Origin of the sequence: Micromonospora sp. NPDC048894 (assembly GCF_040649765.1) — a bacterium.
GTDB lineage: Bacteria > Actinomycetota > Actinomycetes > Mycobacteriales > Micromonosporaceae > Micromonospora > Micromonospora antibiotica.
Genome location: NZ_JBEZFY010000004.1, coordinates 199,541 through 219,714, shown reverse-complemented (window position 1 = coordinate 219,714; position 20,174 = coordinate 199,541). Strand labels below are relative to the sequence as shown.

Sequence of the window (20,174 nt, the reverse complement as noted above, 5' to 3'; positions counted from 1 at the left end):
TACCTCCCAGAATTTAGGATGTCCAGATGGTGGGAGTCACTCAACCGAGGACCCTGGCCGAAAAGGTCTGGGACGCACACGTCGTACGGACCGCCCAGGGCGAACCGGACCTGCTCTACATCGACCTGCACCTGCTGCACGAGGTGACCAGCCCGCAGGCGTTCGACGGGCTGCGCCAGGCCGGCCGGCGGGTCCGCCGCCCCGATCTCACGCTCGCGACCGAGGATCACAACACCCCGACCGGGTACGACGATCCCGCGTTCCGCCTGCGCCGGGGCGACCTGTTGACGATCGCGGACCCGACCTCGCGTACCCAGATCGAGACGTTGCGCCGCAACTGCGCCGAGTTCGGCCTGCGGCTGCACCCCCTGGGCGACGAGAACCAGGGCATCGTGCACGTGATCGGCCCCCAGCTGGGCGTGACCCAGCCGGGGATGACGATCGTCTGTGGCGACTCCCACACCGCCACCCACGGCGCGTTCGGCGCGCTGGCCTTCGGCATCGGCACCAGTGAGGTCGAACACGTCCTGGCCACCCAGACCCTGCCGCAGGCCCGCCCGAAGACCATGGCGGTCAACGTCACCGGTCAGCTCGGCCCCGGCGTCACCGCCAAGGACCTGGTCCTCGCGCTGATCGCCCAGGTCGGCACGGGCGGCGGACGCGGTCACATCGTGGAGTACCGGGGCGAGGCGATCCGGGCGCTGTCGATGGAGGGCCGGATGACGGTGGCGAACATGTCCATCGAGTGGGGCGCCAAGGCGGGCCTGATCGCGCCGGACGAGACCACCTTCGCGTACCTCAAGGGCCGGCCGCACGCGCCGGCCGGGGCGGACTGGGACGCGGCGCTTGCCTACTGGCGGACGCTGCCCACCGACGACGACGCGACCTTCGACGCCGAGGTGACCCTCGACGCGAGCCGGATCACCCCGTTCGTCACCTGGGGCACCAACCCCGGTCAGGGCGTCCCGCTCGGCGCGGCCGTGCCGGACCCGGAGGAGTTCACCACCGACGCCGAGCGGACCGCCGCGCGCCGGGCCCTGGAGTACATGGACCTCACCCCGGGCACCCCGCTGCGCGACCTCGCCGTCGACGTGGTCTTCGTGGGTTCCTGCACCAACGGCCGGCTGGAGGACCTGCGGGCCGCCGCCGACGTGCTGCGTGGCCACCGGGTCGCCGACGGGGTACGCATGCTGGTGGTGCCCGGCTCCGCCGCCGTGCGGGAGGCCGCCGAGGCGGAGGGCCTGGACAAGGTCTTCGCCGACGCCGGAGCGGAGTGGCGGTTCGCCGGCTGCTCGATGTGCCTGGGCATGAACCCGGACACCCTGAAGCCGGGCGAGCGTTCGGCCTCGACCTCCAACCGCAACTTCGAGGGCCGGCAGGGCCGGGGCGGGCGTACCCACCTGGTGTCGCCGCCGGTCGCCGCCGCCACCGCCGTGACCGGCCGGCTCGCCGCCCCGGCCGATCTGTAGAAGGGCAGCCGAGAGATGGACAAGTTCACCACCCACACCGGCACCGCCGCGCCTTTGCGGCGTTCCAATGTGGATACCGATCAGATCATCCCGGCCGTGTATCTCAAGCGGGTGACCCGGACGGGCTTCGCCGACGGGCTCTTCCGGGCCTGGCGCGACGATCCCGCATTCGTGCTCAACAACCCGGCGTATTCCGGGGCCAGCATCCTCGTGGCGGGGCCCGAGTTCGGCACCGGGTCGTCCCGGGAGCACGCTGTGTGGGCGCTGCGCGACGGTGGTTTCCAGGCGGTCGTCTCGCCCCGGTTCGGTGACATCTTCCGGGGCAACGCGCTCAAGGAAGGGCTCCTCCCGGTCGAATTGGAACTGGCCGCGGTCGAGCAGATCTGGGACCTCGTGGAGGCCGATCCGACCACGCCGGTGACGGTCGACCTGACCACCCGTGAGGTCCGGGTCGGGGATTCCACCTGGCCGTTCCCGCTCGACGACCACAGCCGCTGGCGGCTGATGGAGGGCCTCGACGACATTGGACTCACCCTGCGGCACGTCGCCGACATTGAGGCGTACGAGGCCGGCCGACCGTCGTTCACCCCCGCCGTGGTCTAGCCGTACGCCGGGCCACGGCACCGTTTTCGCCCCCACCGGTTCATCCGGTGGGGGCGAATCCGTTACGACACAAGGGCTTTTTTCCACCGAATGTTTGTGTCCAGGCAGCACAGGGCATACGGTGCGCGCAGAATGGCTCGCGTCGAGTCAGTTGCACAATCGGGAGGAAGTCGTGAACAAGGCCGAGCTCATCGAGGCGCTCGCCGCTCGCCTGGGGGACCGGAAGTCGGCGACGGCGGCGCTCGACGCGGTCCTCGCCGAGGTCCAGGCGGCGGTCACCAAGGGCGACAAAGTGGCGATCACCGGATTCGGATCGTTCGAAAAGCGTGTCCGGGCGGCGCGAACAGCGCGCAACCCGCGTACCGGTGAGGCGGTGAAGGTCAAGAAGACATCCGTGCCGGCCTTCAAGCCGGGCGCCGGTTTCAAGGAGATGGTGGCCACCGGCAAGGTGCCGAAGACCGCCGCTCCGGCGAAGAAGACCACCACCACGGCGGCCGCCAAGGCCACCGGCACGAAGGCCACCGCCGCCAAGGCGGCCGGCGCCAAGGCCACCGGCACGAAGGCCACCGCCGCCAAGGCGGCCGGCGCCAAGGCCACCGGCGCGAAGGCGACCACGGCCAAGGCGACCACGGCCAAGAAGACGACCGCGGCCAGCAAGGCGACCGGGACGAAGGCGACCGGCGTCAAGGCCACCGCGGCCAAGAAGACGACCGCGGCCAGCAAGGCCACCGGTGCCGCCAAGACCACCGCGGCGAAGGCCACCAAGGCCGCCACCGCGACCAAGGCGGCCACGAAGAAGGCCGCTCCGGCGAAGAAGACCGCCACGGCGACCAAGTCGGCTCCCGCCCGGAGCACGGCGGCCAAGAAGACCGCTGCGGCCAAGAGCACCACCGCCAAGGCCACCACCGCCAAGGCCACCACCGCCAAGGCCACCACCGCGAAGAAGGCGCCGGCGAAGCGGACCGCCGCCAAGCGCTGATTTCCCGGTACGACGAAACGGGCGCCCACCGTCACGGTGGGCGCCCGTTTCCAACCTCCAACCGGGGGCCGGCCGTGACTGTCCGGCGTCGGCCGGGTCGTGAGGGTCCTGCGTCTGGTCGGCCGCGAGGGCGCAGCGGCGTCCGGCCGCGACTGTCCGGCGTCGGCCGACCGTTAGGGTCCTGCACCCGGTCGGCCGCGATGGTGCAGCGGCGAGTGTCCGGGGCCGGTCGGGGGTGGGTGTTCAGAGGCGGTCGGCGGCGAGTAGCCGGTCGGCGGTGAAGGCGAGCAGCCAACCGCCCCCCTTGGCGGTGCCGAAGTCGTCGTCGCGCCCGGCGAGCCGGGCCAACGCCCCCGGGATCACCTTGCCCTGGCTGCACACCCCGACCGGCTGCCCACGGGCGGCCAGTTCGGCCAACCGGCCGGCGGCGGCCAACGCGCACTCGTCGACCTGCTGACCCGGCTGCGGCTCGTCGAAGTCCCCGCACACCTCGATCGGCAGATCCAGCAGGTCGGCCACCGGGTCCAGGGTCTGCACGCAGCGGCGGGGCGAGGCCGACAGCAGCCGTACCGGGCGGACCAGGGCGACCAGCGGGGCCAACGCCCGTGCCTGGGTGACCCCCTCGGCGTCCAACGGCCGGCCGGTGTCCGGTCCGGACCAGGTCGCCCGCTTACCGGCGTGGGCGTGCCGGACCAGCGCCACCGTGCCGGTGACCCTGGGCAGGGCGGCGAACGCGGTCAGCACCTGCGCGTCGTGCGGGTAGCTGACCCGCCGGACGGCGGCGTCGACGTCGAGCCAGCACACGTCGTCGACCTCGGTGTCCGGCTGGAACCCGCCGGTGGCCACGGCCCGCATCGACCAGTAGTCGACCACCTTCGGCCGGCCCTCGCTGCGGTACCGCACGGTGGGCAGCCGGACCTGCGGCACCGCCCGCACGTCGGACTCCTCGGCCACCTCGCGGACGGCGGCCAGCAGCGGGTGCTCGCCGCGTTCCAGCTTGCCCTTGGGCAGCGACCAGTCGCCGTAGCGGGGTCGGTGCACCAGGCAGACCTCGACCCCGCCGTCACCGGCCGGCCGCCAGGCCACCCCACCGGCCGCCCGGATCCCGGCCGCCTCCTCGTCCACCATCTGGTCACCCTACGTCCGGAGAATCGGTCGTGCCGGTCGCCCGCCTGGCCCGCCGCCCGCCCGCCTGGCCCGCCGCCCGCCCGCCTGGCCCGCCGCCCGCCCGCCTGGCCCGCCGCCCGCCCGCCTGGCCCGCCGCCCGCCCGTCTGGCCCGCCGCCCGTCTGGCCCGCCGCCCGCCCGGCCCGCCGGACGGGCGATCTGACGGTCAGCCGGCGGAGCTGCCCACCCGGCGCAGCAGCAGCTCCTGCAGGTCGTGCAGGGGCTGCTCGGCGCTGCCGGTACGCCGGGTCCAGTTGCCGTCGGCGGCCAGCTCGAACGCGTCCACGTCCGGGCTCATCGCGGTGGTCATCACCTGGTCCAGTTCGGCTCGGGCGACCGGGTCACTGACCTGCACCAGCGCCTCGACCCGGCGGTCGAGGTTGCGGTGCATCAGGTCGGCGGAGCCCATCCAGAACTCGGCGTCGCCGTTGTTGCCGAACCGGAAGATCCGCGAGTGTTCCAGGAACCGGCCGAGGATCGAGCGGACCCGGATGTTCTCCGACAGCCCCGGCACCCCGGGCCGCAGCGTGCACATGCCCCGGATCAGCAGGTCCACGTGCACGCCGGCCCGCGACGCCCGGTAGAGCGCGTCGGTGATCTCCTCGTCGACCAGCGAGTTCACCTTGAACTGCACCAGCCCCGGCATGCCCAGCCGGACGTGCGCGATCTCCCGTTCGATCCGCTCGATCAGGCCGCTGCGGATGCCCTGCGGGGCGACCAGCAACCGCCGGTACGCGGTCTGCCGGCTGTAGCCGGTGAGCACGTTGAACAGGTCGGTCAGGTCGGCGCCGATCTCCGGGTCGGCGGTGAGCACGCCGAAGTCCTCGTACAGTCGGGCGGTCTTGGGGTGGTAGTTGCCGGTGCCGATGTGGCAGTACCGGCGGATCTGGTTGCCCTCCTGGCGTACCACCAGGGCGGTCTTGCAGTGCGTCTTGAGCCCGACCAGTCCGTAGACGACGTGGCAGCCGGCCCGTTCCAGGGTGCGCGCCCAGCCGATGTTGGCCACCTCGTCGAAGCGGGCCTTCAGCTCCACCAGCACCACCACCTGCTTGCCGGCGGCGGCGGCGTCGACCAGCGCGTCGACGATCGGGGAGTCGCCGCTGGTGCGGTAGAGGGTCTGCTTGATGGCCAGCACGTTCGGGTCGGCGGCGGCCTGCTCGACGAAGCGTTGCACGCTGGTGGCGAACGAGTGGTACGGGTGGTGCACCAGCACGTCGCCGTCGCGCAGGGTGGCGAAGACGCTGCGCGGCACCTCGCCCTCGGCCAGCCGGGGGTGGGTGGCCGGCACGAACGGCTTGTCCTTCAGGTCGGGGCGGTCCGCCTCGCCGTAGAGCTGCCACAGCGCCGACAGGTCCAGCAGGCCGGGCACCCGCAGCACGTCGTGCCCGTCCATGTCCAGCTCGCGGACGAGCAGCTCCAGCATGTGGTCGGAGATGGAGGCGGCCACCTCCAGCCGGACCGGGGGGCCGAAGCGTCGCCGGGCCAGTTCCCGTTCCAACGCCTGGAGCAGGTCCTCGTCGCGGTCCTCGTCGACCTCCACCTCGGCGTTGCGGGTGACCCGGAACAGGTGGCACTCGACCACCTGCATGCCGGAGAAGAGCTGCCCAAGGTGCACCGAGATGAGTTCCTCGACGGGCAGCATCCGCAGCCCCGGCTGGTCGCGGGCCACCCGGACGAAGCGGGGCACGTTGTTGGGCACCTTGACCCGGGCGAACAGCTCCGAACCGCCGTCCGGATCCCGAACCGCCACGGCCAGGTTCAACGACCGCCCGGAGATGTACGGGAACGGGTGCGCGGGGTCCACCGCGAGCGGGGTGAGCACCGGGAAGATGTGTTCCCGGAAGTAGGTGCGCAGCCGTTCCCGTTCCGGGTCGTCCAGCTCCGCCCAGCGCAGGATCCGGATGTCCTCCCGGGCCAGTTGCGGCAGCAGGTCGTCGACGAAGCAGGCGGCCTGCCGGGCGACCAGCCCGGCGGCGCACTCGGTGATCCGTTCCAGCTGGGTACGCAGCGGCAGCCGGTCCCCGCCGCGTACCGGCAGACCGGCGGAGAGGCGGCGCTTGAGCCCGGCCACCCGCACCATGTAGAACTCGTCGAGGTTGCTGGCGAAGATGGCCAGGAACTTCGCCCGTTCCAGCAGCGGCGTGCCGGGGTCCTCGGCCAGGGCCAGCACCCGGCCGTTGAAGTCGAGCCAGGACAGCTCCCGGTTGAGGAACCGGTCCGCCGGCAGCGGTTCGACGGCGGGTGCCCCGTCGGCGGTGCTCGACCCCGTGGCGGTGGACGTGCCGTCGGCGGTGGGCCGGTCGCCGGTGTCGAGCACCTCGTCCAGGCCGGCGGAGGCCCCGGCGGCGCTGGCGGCGGGGGAGTCGGGTGCCGTGGCGGCGACGTCGGAGGGGGCGCGGCGGGTGCGGGAACCGCCCCGGCGGCGGGTGCCGTTGCGGGTCGGGTCGGTGGCGGCGGACGGGTTGGTGGGGTGCTCGCGAGGGGTGCTCACCCGCTCATAATCACCCGATTACGGTTAACGCAAAATGAACTTGGGCCGGGTTGTTCAGGCCATCGTCGGCAATGTCACCCGGACGACGCCGCCGTCCGGATCGGTTTCCACCCGGAGCCGCTGGCCGAGGCGGAGCAGGCGCAGCCCGGAGGTGTCGAAGGCGCGGGCCGGGAAGGGCAGCTCGGTGCCGTCGTCGAGGAGCAGCACGCCGGTGCGGGTCTGCGCGTCGAAGGTCGCCACGGTGCCCTGCATGTCAGCACCGTACACCTGTGGTGTCGCCGGGGTGGGTGGTCGGTCCGGGGCCGCCGGCCGGTTCAGCCGGGCCGGCCGGGACGACGCCGGTCAGCGCGCCGGTGGCCGGGCCGAGGCCGAGCCGGGCCGCGTCGGCCAGGTCGGCGGCGGTGTCGACGTCGCGCCGCAGGCTCGGCCAACCGCCCGGCAGCGGCACCGCCCCGGAGGCCAGGTGGGCGGCGGCCGAGTCGACCCCGAACCGGGGGTCCAGCGGCACCCCGGGAGGCGCGGCGAGCAGCGTGGTGCCGGTGCCGGGGGCGTCTGAGACGAACCGGCGTACCCCCGCCGGGCCGGTGCCGACCGCGTGCAGTGCGGCGGCCAGTTCGGCCGGGCGCAACGCCGGCAGGTCCGCAGTGAGCGCCGCCACCCAGGTCCCGCACCCACCTCCGGCCGGGTCGTCACCGTCGGTGACCGCCACTTCGACGCCGTGCCGTAGGGCGGCGTTCAGCCCGGAATCCGGGCGGTCCGGCACCACCCGGGCGCCCGCCGCGCCGACCGCCGCCGCCACCTGCGGGTCGGCGGTGACCACCAGCACCTCGGCGACCGCCGGGCAGGCCAGCGCCGCGCCGACCGTGTCGGCCGTCAACGCCAGCGCCAGCTCCTCGTGGGGTACGACCGGCAGCGCCCCCCGCAGTCGGCTCTTGGCCGCACGGAGCCGCTTCACCGGTACCACCACCACCCACCTCGCCTGGCCCACGTCGACAATCCTGCCAGCGCCGACGGCGGTACCCCTCACTGGCCGTACCGGGGACGAGCAGGCATGATTTCCGCTGCGGGCCGCAACGGTGGGGGTGCGGCGCGCGGGCGGGGTGACGAGGAGGCAGGGGTGACACGGCGCAGGCTGGGTTTCTGGCGACGGTTCGCCGTGGCGCTGGTCAAGCCCGTGATGCTGGCCTGGACCCGGCGCACCTGGCACGGGGCCGAGGAGCTGCGCCGTCCGGGGGGCGTCATCATCGTCCCCAACCACCTCTCGCACACCGATCCGCTGGTCTGCGCGCACTTCATCTACGACGCCGGCCGGTGGCCGCAGTTCCTCGGCAAGGCCAGCGTGTTCCGGGTCCCGGTGGTCGGCTGGATCCTGCACCGCTGCCGGCAGATCCCGGTGGAACGGGAGACGTCCGTCGCGGTCAAGTCGTTGGACCGGCTGGTCGCCGCGCTGGACGCGGGCGGCGCGGTGGTCATCTACCCGGAGGGCACCATCACCCGGGAGCCGCAGCTGTGGCCGATGCGAGGCAAGACCGGCGCGGCCCGGCTGGCCCTGGCCACCGGCGCACCGGTCATCCCGGTCGCGCTGTGGGGCCCGGAACGGCTCTTCGACCCGCGTACCCGCCGGGTGGGGTTGCGGCCCCGGACCCCGGTGACGGTGGTGGCCGGTCCGCCGGTCGACCTGAGCCGGTGGGCGGGGGCCACCCCCGGCCGGGTGGTGCTGGAGGAGATGACCGACCAGATCATGTTGACCCTGCGTGACCTGCTCGCCGGCATCCGGGGCGGGACACCGCCGCCGCTGTGGGAACGTCCCGTCAGTCCGCGTACTCCCGAGGTGACCGAATGAGCGAGTGGATCGACCGGCACGACGCACGGACGGCAGGGGCATGAGCGGACGGACCGGGCGGACCGGCGCGTGGGCGTACGGCGTCACCGACGGTGGGGAGGCGACGGCGTGAGTGGCCACGTGGCGGTGCTGGGGGCCGGTTCCTGGGGGACGGCGTTCGCCAAGATCCTCGCCGACGCCGGCCGGGAGGTGACCATCCTGGCCCGGCGGGAACAGGTCGTCGAGGCGATCCGCACCCACCGGCGCAACCCCGACTACCTGCCGGAGCTGCGGCTGCCCGACCGGGTCACCGCGACCGGCGACGCGGCCAAGGCGATCTCCGGCGCGGAGCTGGTGGTGCTGTCGGTGCCGTCGCAGACGCTGCGCGGCAACCTCGCCGAGTGGGCCGGTCACCTCGCCCCGGACGCCACCCTCGTCTCCCTGATGAAGGGGATCGAGCTGGGCACCACCCGGCGGATGAGCGAGGTGATCGTGGAGACCGCCCGGGTCACCGCCGACCGGGTGGTGGTCGTCTCCGGCCCCAACCTGGCCCCCGAGATCGCCGTCGAGCAGCCGGCCGCGACGGTGGTCGCCGGCACCGACGCCCGCCGCACCGAACTGGTGCAGCAGTCGATCCGCACCCCGTACTTCCGGCCCTACACCAACGACGACGTGATCGGCTGCGAGCTGGGCGGGGCGGTCAAGAACGTGATCGCCCTGTCCTACGGGATCGCCACCGCGATGGGCTTCGGCGACAACACCCGGGCGATGCTGATGACCCGGGGGCTGGCCGAGACCGCCCGCCTGGGCGTGGCGCTCGGCGCCGACCCGATCACCTTCGCCGGCCTGGCCGGCATGGGTGACCTGGTAGCGTCCTGCTCGTCGCCGTTGGCCCGCAACCGCACCTTCGGCGAGCACCTGGGCCGGGGGGAGACCCTGGAGCAGGCGCAGGCGGCCACCCGACAGACCGCCGAGGGCGTGAAGAGCTGCCTGGCCATCCGGGACCTGGCCCGCGCGCACGGGGTGGAGATGCCGATCACCGAGCAGATCGAACGGATCTGCCACGAGGGGATGGACCCGAGGCTGGCAGTGGACACCCTGATGAGCCGTACCGCCAAGCCGGAGTCGTACGAGTGAGCGGCCAGCCGGTCCCACCGGGGGAGCACGGGCACTGGCACGACGGGACCCGGTGCGTGCACGCCGGGCTGCCGGAGCCGGCGCCGGGGCAGCCGTTCCTGCCCGGCCCGGTGTTCGCCGCGCCCTATCACCTCGACCCGTGGCAGGGGCCGGCCGGGGCGCCGAACGGCTACGGCCGCCCGGACAACCCGACCCGCCGGCTGCTGGAGACGGCCATCGGGGAACTGGAAGGGGGCGACTGCCGGGTCTTCGCCTCCGGGCAGGCCGCCATCACCGGAATGCTGCTGGCGGTGCTGCGCCCCGGCGACACCGTGCTGCTGCCCGCCGACGGCTACTTCCCCGTCCGGGCGTTCGCCACCGACACCCTCGCCGGGATGGGGGTACGGGTCAGCTTCGTGCCCACCGCCGGGCCGTACCCGTCGTTCGACGGGGTACGGCTGGTGCTGCTGGAGACCCCGGCGAACCCGGGCCTGGACGTGGCCGACATCGCCGCCGTGGCCGACGCGGCGCACGCGGCCGGCGCGCTGGTCGCGGTGGACAACACCACCGCCACCCCGCTCGGGCAGCGCCCGCTGGACCTGGGAGCCGACCTGGTGGTCGCCTCCGGCACCAAGGCGCTGACCGGCCACTCGGACCTGCTGCTGGGCTACGTGGCCTCCCGGTCGGCGCAACTGCTGGAGACGGTGACCGGGTGGCGGACCACCACCGGTGCGGTGCCCGGGGCGTTCGACGCCTGGCTGGCCCACCGGTCGCTGGCCACCCTCGACCTGCGGTTGGCCCGGCAGTCCGCCAACGCGGCGGCACTGGTCGAGCTGCTCGCCGGCCGGGCCGACGTGACCGGGCTGCGCTGGCCGGGCCGCCCGGAGGACCCGGCGTACCCGGTGGCGTCGCGGCAGCTGCGACGGATGCCCGGGGTGCTCTCGTTCGACCTCGGGGACGCCGACCGGGTGGCCCGGTTCATCGTCGCGTCCCGGCTGGTCACCGCCGCGACCTCGTTCGGTGGCCTGCACACCAGCGCCGACCGGCGGGCGCAGTGGGGCGACGACACGGCCCCCGGCTTCGTCCGGCTCTCCTGCGGGGTGGAGGACACCGCCGATCTGGTCGCCGACGTGGCCGCCGCACTGGACAGCGCGGGGGCGGCCGGTCCGCTATCGTGATGCCGGCCCGTACGGGCCCCGACCGGAGGAGGTGAGTCCGATCCACCAGACATCAGGACCGGCGCTCCCCGTCGAGTCCCCGTCGCTGCGGTAGCGACGGTGGGAGCGCCGACGTGCGCTCCCGAAAGGCATCACCATGGCATCCGACCTGTTTCCCCACGATCACGCCGCCCTCGTCGCCCGGCTGCGCGCCGCCGGCTGCGTCTATGCCGAGGACGAGGCGACGCTGCTCGTCTCCGCCGCCGACTCGCCGCAGGTGTTGACCGCCCTGACCGACCGGCGGGTCGCCGGTGAACCGTTGGAACACCTGCTCGGCTGGGCCGAGTTCTGTGGCCGTCGGGTCGCCGTCGACCCGGGGGTGTTCGTACCCCGGGCCCGGACCGCGCTGCTGGTGGAAGCCGCCGTGTCGGTCGCCGGGCCGGCCCCGGCGCTGGTCGACCTCTGTTGCGGCTCGGGCGCGATCAGCGTCGCGCTGGTCGACCGGCTCGCCCCCCGCTGGCTCGCCGCCGTCGACGTGGACCCGGCCGCCGTGGCCTGCGCCCGCCGTAACCTGGCCGGCCGGGACGTCACCGTCGTGCAGGGCGACCTGTACGACCCGCTGCCGCTTCAGTGGCGGGGCCGGTTGGACGTGGTGGTCGCCAACGCCCCCTACGTGCCCACCCCGGCGGTGGCTCTGATGCCGGCGGAGGCACGGCTGCACGAGGCGTCGGTGGCGTTGGACGGCGGCAGCGACGGGCTGGCCGTGTTGCGCCGGGTGGCGGCCGGTGCGGTCGACTGGCTGCGGCCCGGCGGTCACCTGGTGGTGGAGGTCAGCGCCGGGCAGGCCGGGGCGTTGTGCGAGGCGATGACCGGGCTGGGTCTGCTGCCGACGGTGCTGCGCGCCGAGGAGTGGGAGGCCACCGGGGTCCTCGCCCGCCGCCCGGACTGAGCGGCCCCGCCGCCGACCGGGTGCTCTTCGACGCCGACGACCGCTCCGAGGTCGAACGGCCGGTCGGGTCCGACCGGGGCGACCCGACGGCGGGTTCGCCCCGGTCGGGGGCGTGACGGGCGGCGGGAACGGGAACTAACCTCGCAGCAGACCCAGGTGGAGGTGGCGGATGGTCGGCGTGGACGTGCCGGTGGTGGTCGGCCTCGACAACGGTGGCACCAGCAACAACGCCACCGTGCTCCGCCTGGACGGCCGGTTCCTGGTCGACGGGCTGGTGGAGACCCCCAGCGAGGTGACCGCCGGGCCGCAGGTGGCGATCGAGGCGCTGGCCCACGCGTTCGACGGGGTGCTGGCCCACACCGGTGTGCCCCGCGAGCAGGTCCGGGCGGTGGGGTTGGACACCCCAGGGCCGGCCAGCGCCACCGGCGTCATCTCGTCCCGGGGGTCGACGAACTTCGCCCAGCCCGCCTGGCACGGGTTCGACGTGCGGGGCGCGCTGGAGCGACGTCTCGGCCTGCCGGTGATCTATCACAACGACGGCAACGCCGCCGCGCTCTACGCCCACCACGTCCACTTCGGAGCCGAGGCGGCGACCCGGTCGTCGGTCGCGGCGATCGTCGGCACCGGTCTCGGCGGCGGGCTGGTGATCGACGGCCGGGTGGTCACCGGCGCGGCCGGGATGGCCGGGGAGTTCGGCCACGTGCACATCCCGCTGGCCGGGCTGCTCGCCCCCGGTCAACCCGAACCGCGGTGCGCCTGCGGCTTCGTCGGGGACGCGGAGAGCGTCGCCTCGCTGACCGCGATCGGCCGCAACCTGCTGCCGTACCGGCTGTCCCGGCAGCCGGAGCATCCGTTGGCGCAGGAGCCGCCCGAGCGTGCCGCCAGGCTGCTGCGGGGGTACGCCGAGCGCGGTGATCCGCTGGCCCGGGAGGTCTTCGCCCAGCAGGCGGCGGCACTCGGCCGGTTGTTCACCATCGCCGCGAACTTCGCCGACCCGCATGCGTACTTCGTCGGTGGTGGGGTGGTGGAGGCGACGCCGGAGTTCCGCGACTGGTTCCTCGACACCGTCCGGGCGCACACGGTGCTCCGGGCGGAGCAGGCCGCGCTGGTCACCTTCGCCCTGGTCCCGGATCGGGACATGGCCGGGGCGCGTGGGGTGGCCATCGCCGCGGCCGAGGCGGTCCGCCCTGCCGCCGCCCCGCCTGCTGCCCTGATCGACTGACCCGTCCGCCCCCGCACCGCTTCGGTGCGGGGGCGGTGCCGGGTCAGTGGCGCTGTGGGGCCGGCGGCGGGGCGGTGGCGAAGGCGGCCCAGGCCGTGGGTGGGAAGAGCAGCACCGGGCCGCCCGGGTCCTTGGAGTCGCGGATCGCGACCCGGCCCGGCAGTGACGCCAGCTCGACGCAGGCCCCCTCGTCCCCGCTGTGGCTGCTCTTGCGCCAGGCGGCCCCGGACAGGGCCACGCCGATCGTCGGTGTCATCGGTCTCCTACCGTCCCTTCATCAGTTGCAGCAGTCGGTCGCGGCTGTCCGCCGGGCTGAGCGCGACGGTCCGCAGATGTTCCATGATCTTGGTGCAGGTCCGCAGGTCACCCGGCCGGTCCAGGACCATCTGACCGGCCACGGTCTCCACCGAGGCGATCAGCGGGTCCTCGGGGTCGGCGAACTCCAGGATGTGCAGCGAGCCCCGGGTGCCCCGGTGGTAGCCGGCGGAGAGCGGGATCACCTGGACGGTGACGTTCGGCAGCTCCGCCGTCTTGAGCAGGTGGCTCAGCTGCGCCTCCATCACCGTGCGGTCGCCGACGGGACGCAGCAGCGCGCCCTCGTCGATGATCGCGTCGAAGATCGGGGGTTCGGCGGCGGTGATCCGTTGCTGCCGGTCCAGCCGGAGCTTGACCCGCTGCTCGACCTGGTCGTCGGTGAGGGTGTGCGGCCCGCCCCGCATCACGCCCCGGATGTAGTCGGCGGTCTGGAGCAGGCCGGGCACGATCGAGGGTTCGAAGTTGGCGATCGCGGTGGCTTCGGCCTCCAGCGCGATGAAGTCGATCGTGCGTTTGTCCAGCAGGTGTGAGTAGGGCACCCACCAGCCGGGTTTACGGGTGTCCTTGGCGAGCTGGACCGCTGCGGCGATCTCCTCGGGCCGTACCCCGTAGAGGCTGAGCAGCGCGCGGACGGTGGCCGGGTTGACCAGGGTCTGTGCGTTCTCGTAGCGGCTGAGGGTGCTGCGGGTGCTGTTGATCTCGTCGGCGGCGGCCTCCAGGGTGAGGCCGGCCGCTTCCCGGTGGGCGCGTAGGGCGATGCCCAGGCGGCGAGCCCGAGCGGTCTTGGGAGCCATACGTCGATGGTGGCATATGTCTTTGGGAACTTGTGCATGAGAGAACGTCGATGAGAGTTGCATTCACGCCTGTCCACCTGTCAATCTGTAACGGAGTCCTCACCAACGGTTGTCGTGGCGACGGCGGTGGTGAGTGACCGGAGGGGATGAGGCGCGTGGCGATCGGGTTTACTCCCCCGTTCCCGATCGCCACGTGCCGCCGCCGCCATCCATCGTCTGGAAAGGACTTCGGACTGTGAGGGGCCTGATGACGGCGATGACGCGGTTCCTGGTGGTGCTCAGTGACGTCCGGCCGGTGGAGGCGCAGGTGCGCGACGAACGGGCCTGCCCCGAGCGCCGTCGCCAGGTCGTCGGCGCGAACAGTCGGGAGGCGGCAGACCGGATCGCCGGGGCGTTCATGGCCCTGGGCATGGTCCGGGCCGGGCGGCAGCGGGTGAAGGTGATCGCCGTCGGGCGTCGCCGTCGCGTCCTGCCCGCCGACCCGGGCTGAGCGTCACGTACCGTATCGGGGTGGATGACCGTTTGCGAGGGCGGTTCGCGTCCTGCCGGGTATCACCATCGGGGTGTCGCCACCCACAGTAAGGTCAGTCGGGTGAGCGCAACTGACGGCTCCGCAGGCGCGTACCGAGAGGTGACCCGAGTGACCACCCCAGGCAAGACCCGCGTGGCGATCGTCTTCGGCGGCCGCAGCCCCGAACACGGCATCTCCTGCGTCAGCGCCGGCAGTGTGCTCGGCGCGCTCGACCCCGACGAGTACGACGTGGTGCCGGTCGGCATCACCCGGCAGGGCCAGTGGGTGCTGACCAGCGGGGACCCGGGCGAGTTGGCGATCCGGGCCCGCAAGCTCCCGGAGATCACCGCCGGGGCCGGGGCCGAGGTCGTGCTGCGGGCCGACCCGACCGCAGGGGGCCTGCTGGTGCTCGACCCCACCGAGGGCCCCCGGGCACTCGCCGACGTCGACGTCGTCTTCCCGGTGCTGCACGGCGCATACGGCGAGGACGGCACCATCCAGGGCATGCTGGAGATGGCCGACATCCCGTACGTCGGCGCGAACGTCTTCGCCTCCGCCGCGGCGATGGACAAGGAATTCACCAAGAAGCTCTGCGTCGCCGAGGGCATCCCGGTCGGCCCGTACGCGGTGCTGCGCAACGGGATGACCCTGAGCGAGACCGACAAGCAGCGGCTGGGGCTGCCGGTCTTCGTCAAGCCGTCCCGTGCCGGCTCGTCGTTCGGCATCACCAAGGTCGACGACTGGGCGCAGCTCGACGCCGCCGTGGCCACCGCCCGGGAGATCGACACCAAGGTGCTGGTCGAGGCCGCGATCGTCGGCCGGGAAATCGAGTGCGGCGTGCTGGAGGGCGAGGCCGGCGGGGCGCCCGAGGCGTCCGTGCTGGCCGAGGTGCGGATGGTCGGCGACCGCGAGTGGTACGACTTCGAGGCCAAGTACCTCTTCGCCGACGAGGTCTGCGAGTACGACGTCCCCGCCGGGCTGCCCGACCGGGTCACCCGTCAGGTCCAGGAGTACGCCACCCGCGCCTTCACCGCGCTGGACTGCGCCGGCCTGGCCCGGGTCGACTTCTTCGTCACCCCCGACCTGGACGTCTACCTCAACGAGATCAACACGATGCCCGGGTTCACCCCGACGTCGATGTTCCCCCGGATGTGGGCGGCCAGCGGCCTGGAGTACCCCAAGCTGGTCAACCGGCTGATCCGGACCGCCCTGCACCGGCACTGACCCCTGCACCGGCACTGACCTCCGTGCCGGCCCTCCGTACCGGCGGCGGCCGGCCCTCCCGCAGACCGGCGTTCGGGCATCCTCCCGACGCCGGTCGACCATGTTGTCGGTCCCTGATTCGGGCGGTCCTGGCCGGGGCCATTCTGTCAATGGGTGAGAGTAATCCACCGGCATATCCCACGGGCAATAAATCCGATGGTGGTTATGGCAATTTTGGTGGGGTGGCACGGATTCCTGACAACCATTGTTCGGCGTTGTGATCAATAGTGAAAACTCAATATGCTGCCGGAGTTCGGATACCTGCAAGGGGCAAATTGGAGGTCCTCTTGAAATCCGCTCTGCGTTGGTCCGTGAGTGCCGGTGCGGCATTCACCCTGATCCTGACCGGTGCGCCGGCAGCCGAGGCGAATTCGACCACGGTCGACCAGAAGGGAAACATCACGGCAATTGCCCGTACCCTGGACGGCCGGGCGATCACCAATGAGAAGATCGCGCAGGAGGTCGCCGACTTCTGGACCCCGCAGCGCATGGCGTCCGCCGTCGACCTGGACTTCCCGAAGTCGGGCAGGGCCGCCGCGTCGTCGAGCCACGCGCCGAAGCCCACCGGACCGGCCGGTACGGTCGCGCCGGTGGCACCGAGCGTCGCCAGTGGCCCCAGGACGATGCTGAACGAGGCGGTGACCGTCGGCAAGGTCTACTTCACGGTCCCCGGCGGCGGCACCGCCTCCTGCTCGGCCAGCACCGTCGCCAGCGCCAAGCGGCGGCTCGTGGTGACCGCCGGCCACTGCGTGCACCAGGGCGGCGGTGGTCAGTGGTACACCAACTGGCAGTTCGTCCCCCGGTACCGCAACGGGGTGCGGCCGTTCGGCACCTTCGTGGCCTACAGCCTCTCCACCCGTGGCGCCTGGGCCAGCTCGTCGAGCTATGCCGAGGACATGGGCATCGCGGTGATGTCCAACGGCGGCATCTACAACGCGAAGGTCGTCGACACCGTCGGCGGCAACGGGCTCCGGTGGAACTGGGGCTACAGCGTCTCGGTCACCGCCCTCGGCTATCCGTCCAACCTCGGCGGCGGTGAGAGCCAGCAATACTGCCAGAGCACCACCTGGGACGCGGGCGGCCAGCAGATCCGGATGTACTGCAACATGACCTACGGTTCCAGTGGCGGGCCGTGGTTGCAGGAATACAACGACTCGATCGGTGCCGGCTACATCAACAGCACCGTCAGCCACGGCGACAATCCCGGCAACGGGCAATTCGACGGCCCGTACTACGACGACGACATCAAGAGCCTCTACGACTACGCAGAAGCCGGCTCTCCCGCGTAATTCCCTCCCCGGACAGCGCCCCGGCCACCGGCCGGGGCGCTGTCGTGCCGTGCGGCCCCCGGAATACGAATTGTCAGGGCCTCGGCGTAATCCGGGTGCGGGCCGTCGTGCGGGTGGGCTGACGCGGGGTGGCGCGCTGCGGCGGTTGCCGCCCCTGGTCCGCCGGCCGCACCCCGGCGCGCTGCACGAAGATGCTCCGCCGGGCCACCGCCCGGTCCCGGGCGTCGAGCTGGTAGACGTCCAGCCAGACCCACCCGTCGTACGTCGGCCGGTCGTCGATACGGATCAGCCGGCACCTGATCGGGCGGATGAACTGCACGCTGGCCGCCCGGGTGATCAGCAGCAGGTCACCGGGCTTCACGGCGCGGCCGGCCGCTGCTGCTCACCGGCATCGGGGCCGGCATCGGGGGCGGTGTGGTGGCGAGGTGGGTGGTCGGGCCGGTCGCGCCAGGCGCGGAGGGTCTCGGCGGCTGCGGTGAGGCGGCGGCAGGAGCCGTCGGGCTGGCAGCGGGGGCAGGCGTTGCGGTGGTGGAAGTCGACCACGTAGCCGGCCATCAGGACGCGGAACGGTGGTTCGGGTCGCCCCTCAAGCATGGCGGGTGCCCCGCTGGACGTGTCGTCCCTCGTCCCCGCTCGACCATGTGCGCCGGGGCGACGGCCTCATCGGCGGTGCTCCTCGACCGCGTGCCGGGCCCGCCACCGCGCGGCCAGGGTCATCAGTGGTCGGTCCCGCGCGAAGATCACCGTCGGGCTGTTCCGCGCCGGCCGTCCCGTCCCGCCTTTCCTGGGCTCCCCGCACCGTGTGCCGGGCAGGCCGTCCGGCGTGATCGACTCACGTGAGGCGATATTGCGGTTTCCTGGCGCGGCGATACCGCTGTTTCGCAGCAGCGCAGATCGCGGTCGGCCGGCTCCGGCCGAGGCGTCCACTCCGGTCGGTGGATCAGGCGGGTCTGTTCGTCGGGCAAGGGGCGGACGGCCCACGCCATCAATCGGATGATCTTTTCGCTGAAACCACTTCCATCGGGCCACGCGCCACCTCCACTGCTCGTCGACAGGCGCTCTGCCAGCCACGATGGATTCAATACGGATCGAAATGCAACGTCTCATCGAGAAATTTGGCAAAAGATATTGACGATGCCTCATCTGGACCGTCAATCTGTTCCAGATGAGACAGGTGACGCACGGTGTTGAGACGGGGAGCGGAACGTGAGTGACGGATCTTCGGTTCCCCGCCGGCAGCTCGGGCGGTTGCTGCGGCAGGCACGGGAGGAGGCCGGCATCAACCTGGAAGCCGCAGCCGAAGCGCTCGAATGGTCGCGTGCCAAGATGTACCGGCTTGAGGGCGGCCAGACCTCGCTGCGTACCCACGACGTGACTCTCATGTGCCAGCACTACGGCATGTCGGCCGAGCTGACCGAGGTGCTGGTCAGTCTCGCGCGGGAGAGTAAGAGCAAGGGATGGTGGCACGCCTACGGGGAGGTCATCCCTGCCTGGTTCGAGCTGTACGTGGGGTTGGAGGCGGCAGCACGCCAGATCCGTCACTACGAGACGATGCTGATCCCGGGCCTGCTGCAATCTCCGGAGTACATGGCGGCGTTGTTCGAGAGCAGGCCGGGGCGCGCTCCCCAGGAAGTGGCAAGGAAGGTGTCCCTTCGGCTGGAACGGCAGCGTCTGCTGTCTCGACGCCGCTCGGTCGCTCCGACCTTCGAGGCCATCATCGACGAGGCGGTCATCCGCCGACCCATCGCCGACGTGGAGGCGTGGCGCAGGCAACTTGCGCATATCGTGAACGCCGCTCAAGCGCCCAACGTGTCGGTCCGCATCGTTCCGCAGTCGGCTGGTCCGCACATGGTCTTTGTCGCGAGCGCCTTCATTATTCTGGATTTTCCGGCCCTCGGCACCCGCCCTGCCGAACCCTCCACTCTCTACAGTGAGTCGCTCACCGGCAGTCTCTACCTGGACCGCCCGAACGAGTTGGAAACCTACTCCGAAGCCTGGCAGGCGCTCTCGGCGCTTGCCCTCGACGAGCGTGAGTCCGAGGATCTCATCGGACGTGTGATCAAGGAGACCTACGATGAATGATCTGGCAAGTTCTCGCTGGCGCAAGAGCACACGCAGTGCCGAGGGCGCGTGTGTGGAGGTTGCCGATAGTCTGGCTGTTGGGGTGGGAGTGCGGGACAGTAAGGATGTGGCCGGGCCGGTACTGGTGTTCTCCGCCCAGTCCTGGCGGAACTTCCTGCGGGAGATAAAGGAGAATCACCGTGGCTGAGTGTGATGGACTGATCTGGCGAAAGAGTAGGCGCAGCAGCCCTCAGGGTAACTGCGTGGAGGTTGCCGACGGTCTGCGTGGCGGTGTGGGAGTCCGGGACAGCAAGGACGCCGCCGGCCCGGTGCTGGCATTCTCCCCTCAGGCGTGGCGGAGCTTCCTCGCCACCATCGACCGCCACCACTGACCGACCCACCCGGCTCACCCGTCCGCGCCGGACCGGGCCTCCGGCCCGGTGGCCCGGGGCCCGCCAGAGGGTCCCCGGGCCGGTGGGCGTGGTGCGTTCAGTGGAACTGTCCGGGCTGGTAGGTGCCGGCCGGCTGCCGGGTGATGATGTTCATCCGGTTCGCCAGGTTCATGAACGAGACCAGGAGCACCAGCGCGACCAGTTGCTCGTCGTCGTAGTGCTTCGCGGCGTGCGCCCACACCTCGTCGCTGACCCCGCCGGCCGCGTCCGCCACCCGGGTCCCCTCCTCGGCCAGTGCCAACGCGGCCCGTTCGGCCTCGGTGAACACCGTGGCCTCCCGCCATGCCGCGACCAGGTTCAGCCGCACCGACGTCTCACCCGCCGCAGCGGCGTCCTTGGTGTGCATGTCGACGCAGAAGGCACAGCCGTTGATCTGGCTCACGCGCAGCGCCACCAGTTCCTGGGTGGGGGCCGGCAGCGCTGACTCCTTCAGCGCCCTGCCTGCCGACATCAGGTGCTTGAAGGCCTTGCCGGCGGTCGGGTCGGCGAGGAAGTTCAGTCGGGCGTCCATGGTG

Annotated in this window: 23 protein-coding genes; 14 read left to right on the top strand and 9 right to left on the bottom strand. The window is 72.0% G+C overall.

What is annotated here, in order from left to right:
• Positions 1-26: 26 nt before the first annotated feature.
• The 3 genes from leuC to AB0C22_RS10635 all read left to right on the top strand — a co-directional run bounded on the left by leuC (position 27) and on the right by AB0C22_RS10635 (position 3,051).
• Positions 27-1,469 (top strand): 3-isopropylmalate dehydratase large subunit, encoded by a 1,443-nt coding sequence (leuC, locus tag AB0C22_RS10645; protein WP_219468153.1) that lies wholly within the window; start codon positions 27-29, stop codon positions 1,467-1,469.
• Positions 1,470-1,484: 15 nt separating this feature from the next.
• The gene (gene leuD / locus AB0C22_RS10640) at positions 1,485-2,072 is read left to right on the top strand and encodes a 3-isopropylmalate dehydratase small subunit (protein ID WP_219468156.1); all 588 of its coding nucleotides are present in this window, start codon (positions 1,485-1,487) and stop codon (positions 2,070-2,072) included.
• Positions 2,073-2,244: 172 nt separating this feature from the next.
• Positions 2,245-3,051, top strand: coding sequence for an HU family DNA-binding protein (locus AB0C22_RS10635; RefSeq protein WP_357534632.1), 807 nt, complete (start codon positions 2,245-2,247; stop codon positions 3,049-3,051).
• Between the two features lie 243 nt (positions 3,052-3,294).
• Here AB0C22_RS10635 and AB0C22_RS10630 read toward each other — a convergent pair whose 3' ends face one another.
• The 4 genes from AB0C22_RS10630 to cofC form a co-directional block, all read right to left on the bottom strand.
• Positions 3,295-4,179 carry an NUDIX hydrolase gene (locus AB0C22_RS10630; protein ID WP_219468161.1) on the bottom strand — a complete coding sequence of 295 codons (885 nt, stop codon included), beginning with the start codon at positions 4,177-4,179 and terminating at the stop codon, positions 3,295-3,297.
• A gap of 204 nt (positions 4,180-4,383) precedes the next feature.
• Entirely contained in the window at positions 4,384-6,708 is a 2,325-nt protein-coding gene (locus tag AB0C22_RS10625) for an RNA degradosome polyphosphate kinase (protein WP_357534630.1), read from the bottom strand.
• A gap of 54 nt (positions 6,709-6,762) precedes the next feature.
• Complete coding sequence (locus AB0C22_RS10620; RefSeq protein ID WP_357534628.1) at positions 6,763-6,960, bottom strand: cold-shock protein; 198 nt, start codon at positions 6,958-6,960, stop codon at positions 6,763-6,765.
• A 1-nt stretch (position 6,961) separates the two neighbouring features.
• Positions 6,962-7,696, bottom strand: coding sequence for a 2-phospho-L-lactate guanylyltransferase (gene cofC / locus AB0C22_RS10615; RefSeq protein ID WP_357534626.1), 735 nt, complete (start codon positions 7,694-7,696; stop codon positions 6,962-6,964).
• 129 nt (positions 7,697-7,825) lie between these two features.
• On the opposite strand from cofC, the gene AB0C22_RS10610 reads away from it, so the two are divergent.
• The 5 genes from AB0C22_RS10610 (at position 7,826) to AB0C22_RS10590 (ending at position 12,974) form a co-directional block, all read left to right on the top strand.
• Positions 7,826-8,551, top strand: coding sequence for a lysophospholipid acyltransferase family protein (locus AB0C22_RS10610; protein WP_208567250.1), 726 nt, complete (start codon positions 7,826-7,828; stop codon positions 8,549-8,551).
• Between the two features lie 108 nt (positions 8,552-8,659).
• Positions 8,660-9,667 (top strand): NAD(P)H-dependent glycerol-3-phosphate dehydrogenase, encoded by a 1,008-nt coding sequence (locus tag AB0C22_RS10605; protein WP_208567249.1) that lies wholly within the window; start codon positions 8,660-8,662, stop codon positions 9,665-9,667.
• Entirely contained in the window at positions 9,664-10,824 is a 1,161-nt protein-coding gene (locus tag AB0C22_RS10600; protein ID WP_219468171.1) for a cystathionine gamma-lyase, read from the top strand. Before AB0C22_RS10605 ends, AB0C22_RS10600 begins: the two co-directional genes overlap by 4 nt.
• A 136-nt stretch (positions 10,825-10,960) precedes the next feature.
• Entirely contained in the window at positions 10,961-11,752 is a 792-nt protein-coding gene (locus AB0C22_RS10595) for a putative protein N(5)-glutamine methyltransferase (protein WP_208567247.1), read from the top strand.
• Positions 11,753-11,921: 169 nt separating this feature from the next.
• The gene (locus AB0C22_RS10590) at positions 11,922-12,974 is read left to right on the top strand and encodes an ROK family protein (protein WP_208567246.1); all 1,053 of its coding nucleotides are present in this window, start codon (positions 11,922-11,924) and stop codon (positions 12,972-12,974) included.
• 43 nt (positions 12,975-13,017) lie between these two features.
• On the opposite strand, the gene AB0C22_RS10585 is transcribed toward AB0C22_RS10590, so the two are convergent.
• Entirely contained in the window at positions 13,018-13,230 is a 213-nt protein-coding gene (locus AB0C22_RS10585; RefSeq protein WP_219468173.1) for a DUF397 domain-containing protein, read from the bottom strand.
• Positions 13,231-13,237: 7 nt separating this feature from the next.
• The gene (locus AB0C22_RS10580) at positions 13,238-14,083 is read right to left on the bottom strand and encodes a helix-turn-helix transcriptional regulator (protein WP_208567244.1); all 846 of its coding nucleotides are present in this window, start codon (positions 14,081-14,083) and stop codon (positions 13,238-13,240) included.
• A gap of 256 nt (positions 14,084-14,339) precedes the next feature.
• Here AB0C22_RS10580 and AB0C22_RS10575 point away from each other — a divergent pair, with 256 nt between their 5' ends.
• From AB0C22_RS10575 to AB0C22_RS10565, 3 genes are all read left to right on the top strand, one after another.
• A complete protein-coding gene (locus AB0C22_RS10575; RefSeq protein ID WP_208567451.1) occupies positions 14,340-14,573 on the top strand; it encodes a hypothetical protein in 234 nt (77 codons plus the stop codon).
• Positions 14,574-14,723: 150 nt separating this feature from the next.
• On the top strand, positions 14,724-15,818 hold the full coding sequence (locus AB0C22_RS10570) for a D-alanine--D-alanine ligase family protein (RefSeq protein ID WP_357534623.1): 1,095 nt from the start codon (positions 14,724-14,726) through the stop codon (positions 15,816-15,818).
• A 350-nt stretch (positions 15,819-16,168) separates the two neighbouring features.
• Positions 16,169-17,146, top strand: a complete 978-nt coding sequence (locus AB0C22_RS10565) for a hypothetical protein (RefSeq protein ID WP_308291045.1) — start codon at positions 16,169-16,171, stop codon at positions 17,144-17,146.
• A gap of 73 nt (positions 17,147-17,219) precedes the next feature.
• Here the strand turns inward: AB0C22_RS10565 and AB0C22_RS10560 are convergent, their stop codons facing one another.
• Complete coding sequence (locus tag AB0C22_RS10560) at positions 17,220-17,507, bottom strand: hypothetical protein (protein WP_219468177.1); 288 nt, start codon at positions 17,505-17,507, stop codon at positions 17,220-17,222.
• A complete protein-coding gene (locus AB0C22_RS10555) occupies positions 17,504-17,740 on the bottom strand; it encodes a hypothetical protein (protein WP_219468182.1) in 237 nt (78 codons plus the stop codon). Before AB0C22_RS10555 ends, AB0C22_RS10560 begins: the two co-directional genes overlap by 4 nt.
• Before the next feature lie 612 nt (positions 17,741-18,352).
• Here AB0C22_RS10555 and AB0C22_RS10550 point away from each other — a divergent pair.
• From AB0C22_RS10550 to AB0C22_RS10540, 3 genes are read left to right on the top strand one after another with little or no spacing between them, the layout of a single operon-like run.
• Positions 18,353-19,228, top strand: a complete 876-nt coding sequence (locus AB0C22_RS10550) for a helix-turn-helix transcriptional regulator (RefSeq protein WP_357534620.1) — start codon at positions 18,353-18,355, stop codon at positions 19,226-19,228.
• On the top strand, positions 19,221-19,415 hold the full coding sequence (locus tag AB0C22_RS10545; RefSeq protein WP_357534618.1) for a DUF397 domain-containing protein: 195 nt from the start codon (positions 19,221-19,223) through the stop codon (positions 19,413-19,415). The genes AB0C22_RS10550 and AB0C22_RS10545 overlap by 8 nt, the downstream gene beginning before the upstream one ends.
• The gene (locus AB0C22_RS10540; protein WP_357534616.1) at positions 19,408-19,599 is read left to right on the top strand and encodes a DUF397 domain-containing protein; all 192 of its coding nucleotides are present in this window, start codon (positions 19,408-19,410) and stop codon (positions 19,597-19,599) included. Before AB0C22_RS10545 ends, AB0C22_RS10540 begins: the two co-directional genes overlap by 8 nt.
• Before the next feature lie 97 nt (positions 19,600-19,696).
• Here AB0C22_RS10540 and AB0C22_RS10535 read toward each other — a convergent pair whose 3' ends face one another.
• Positions 19,697-20,170, bottom strand: coding sequence for a carboxymuconolactone decarboxylase family protein (locus AB0C22_RS10535; protein WP_219468190.1), 474 nt, complete (start codon positions 20,168-20,170; stop codon positions 19,697-19,699).
• Between the last annotated feature and the right edge of the window lie 4 nt (positions 20,171-20,174).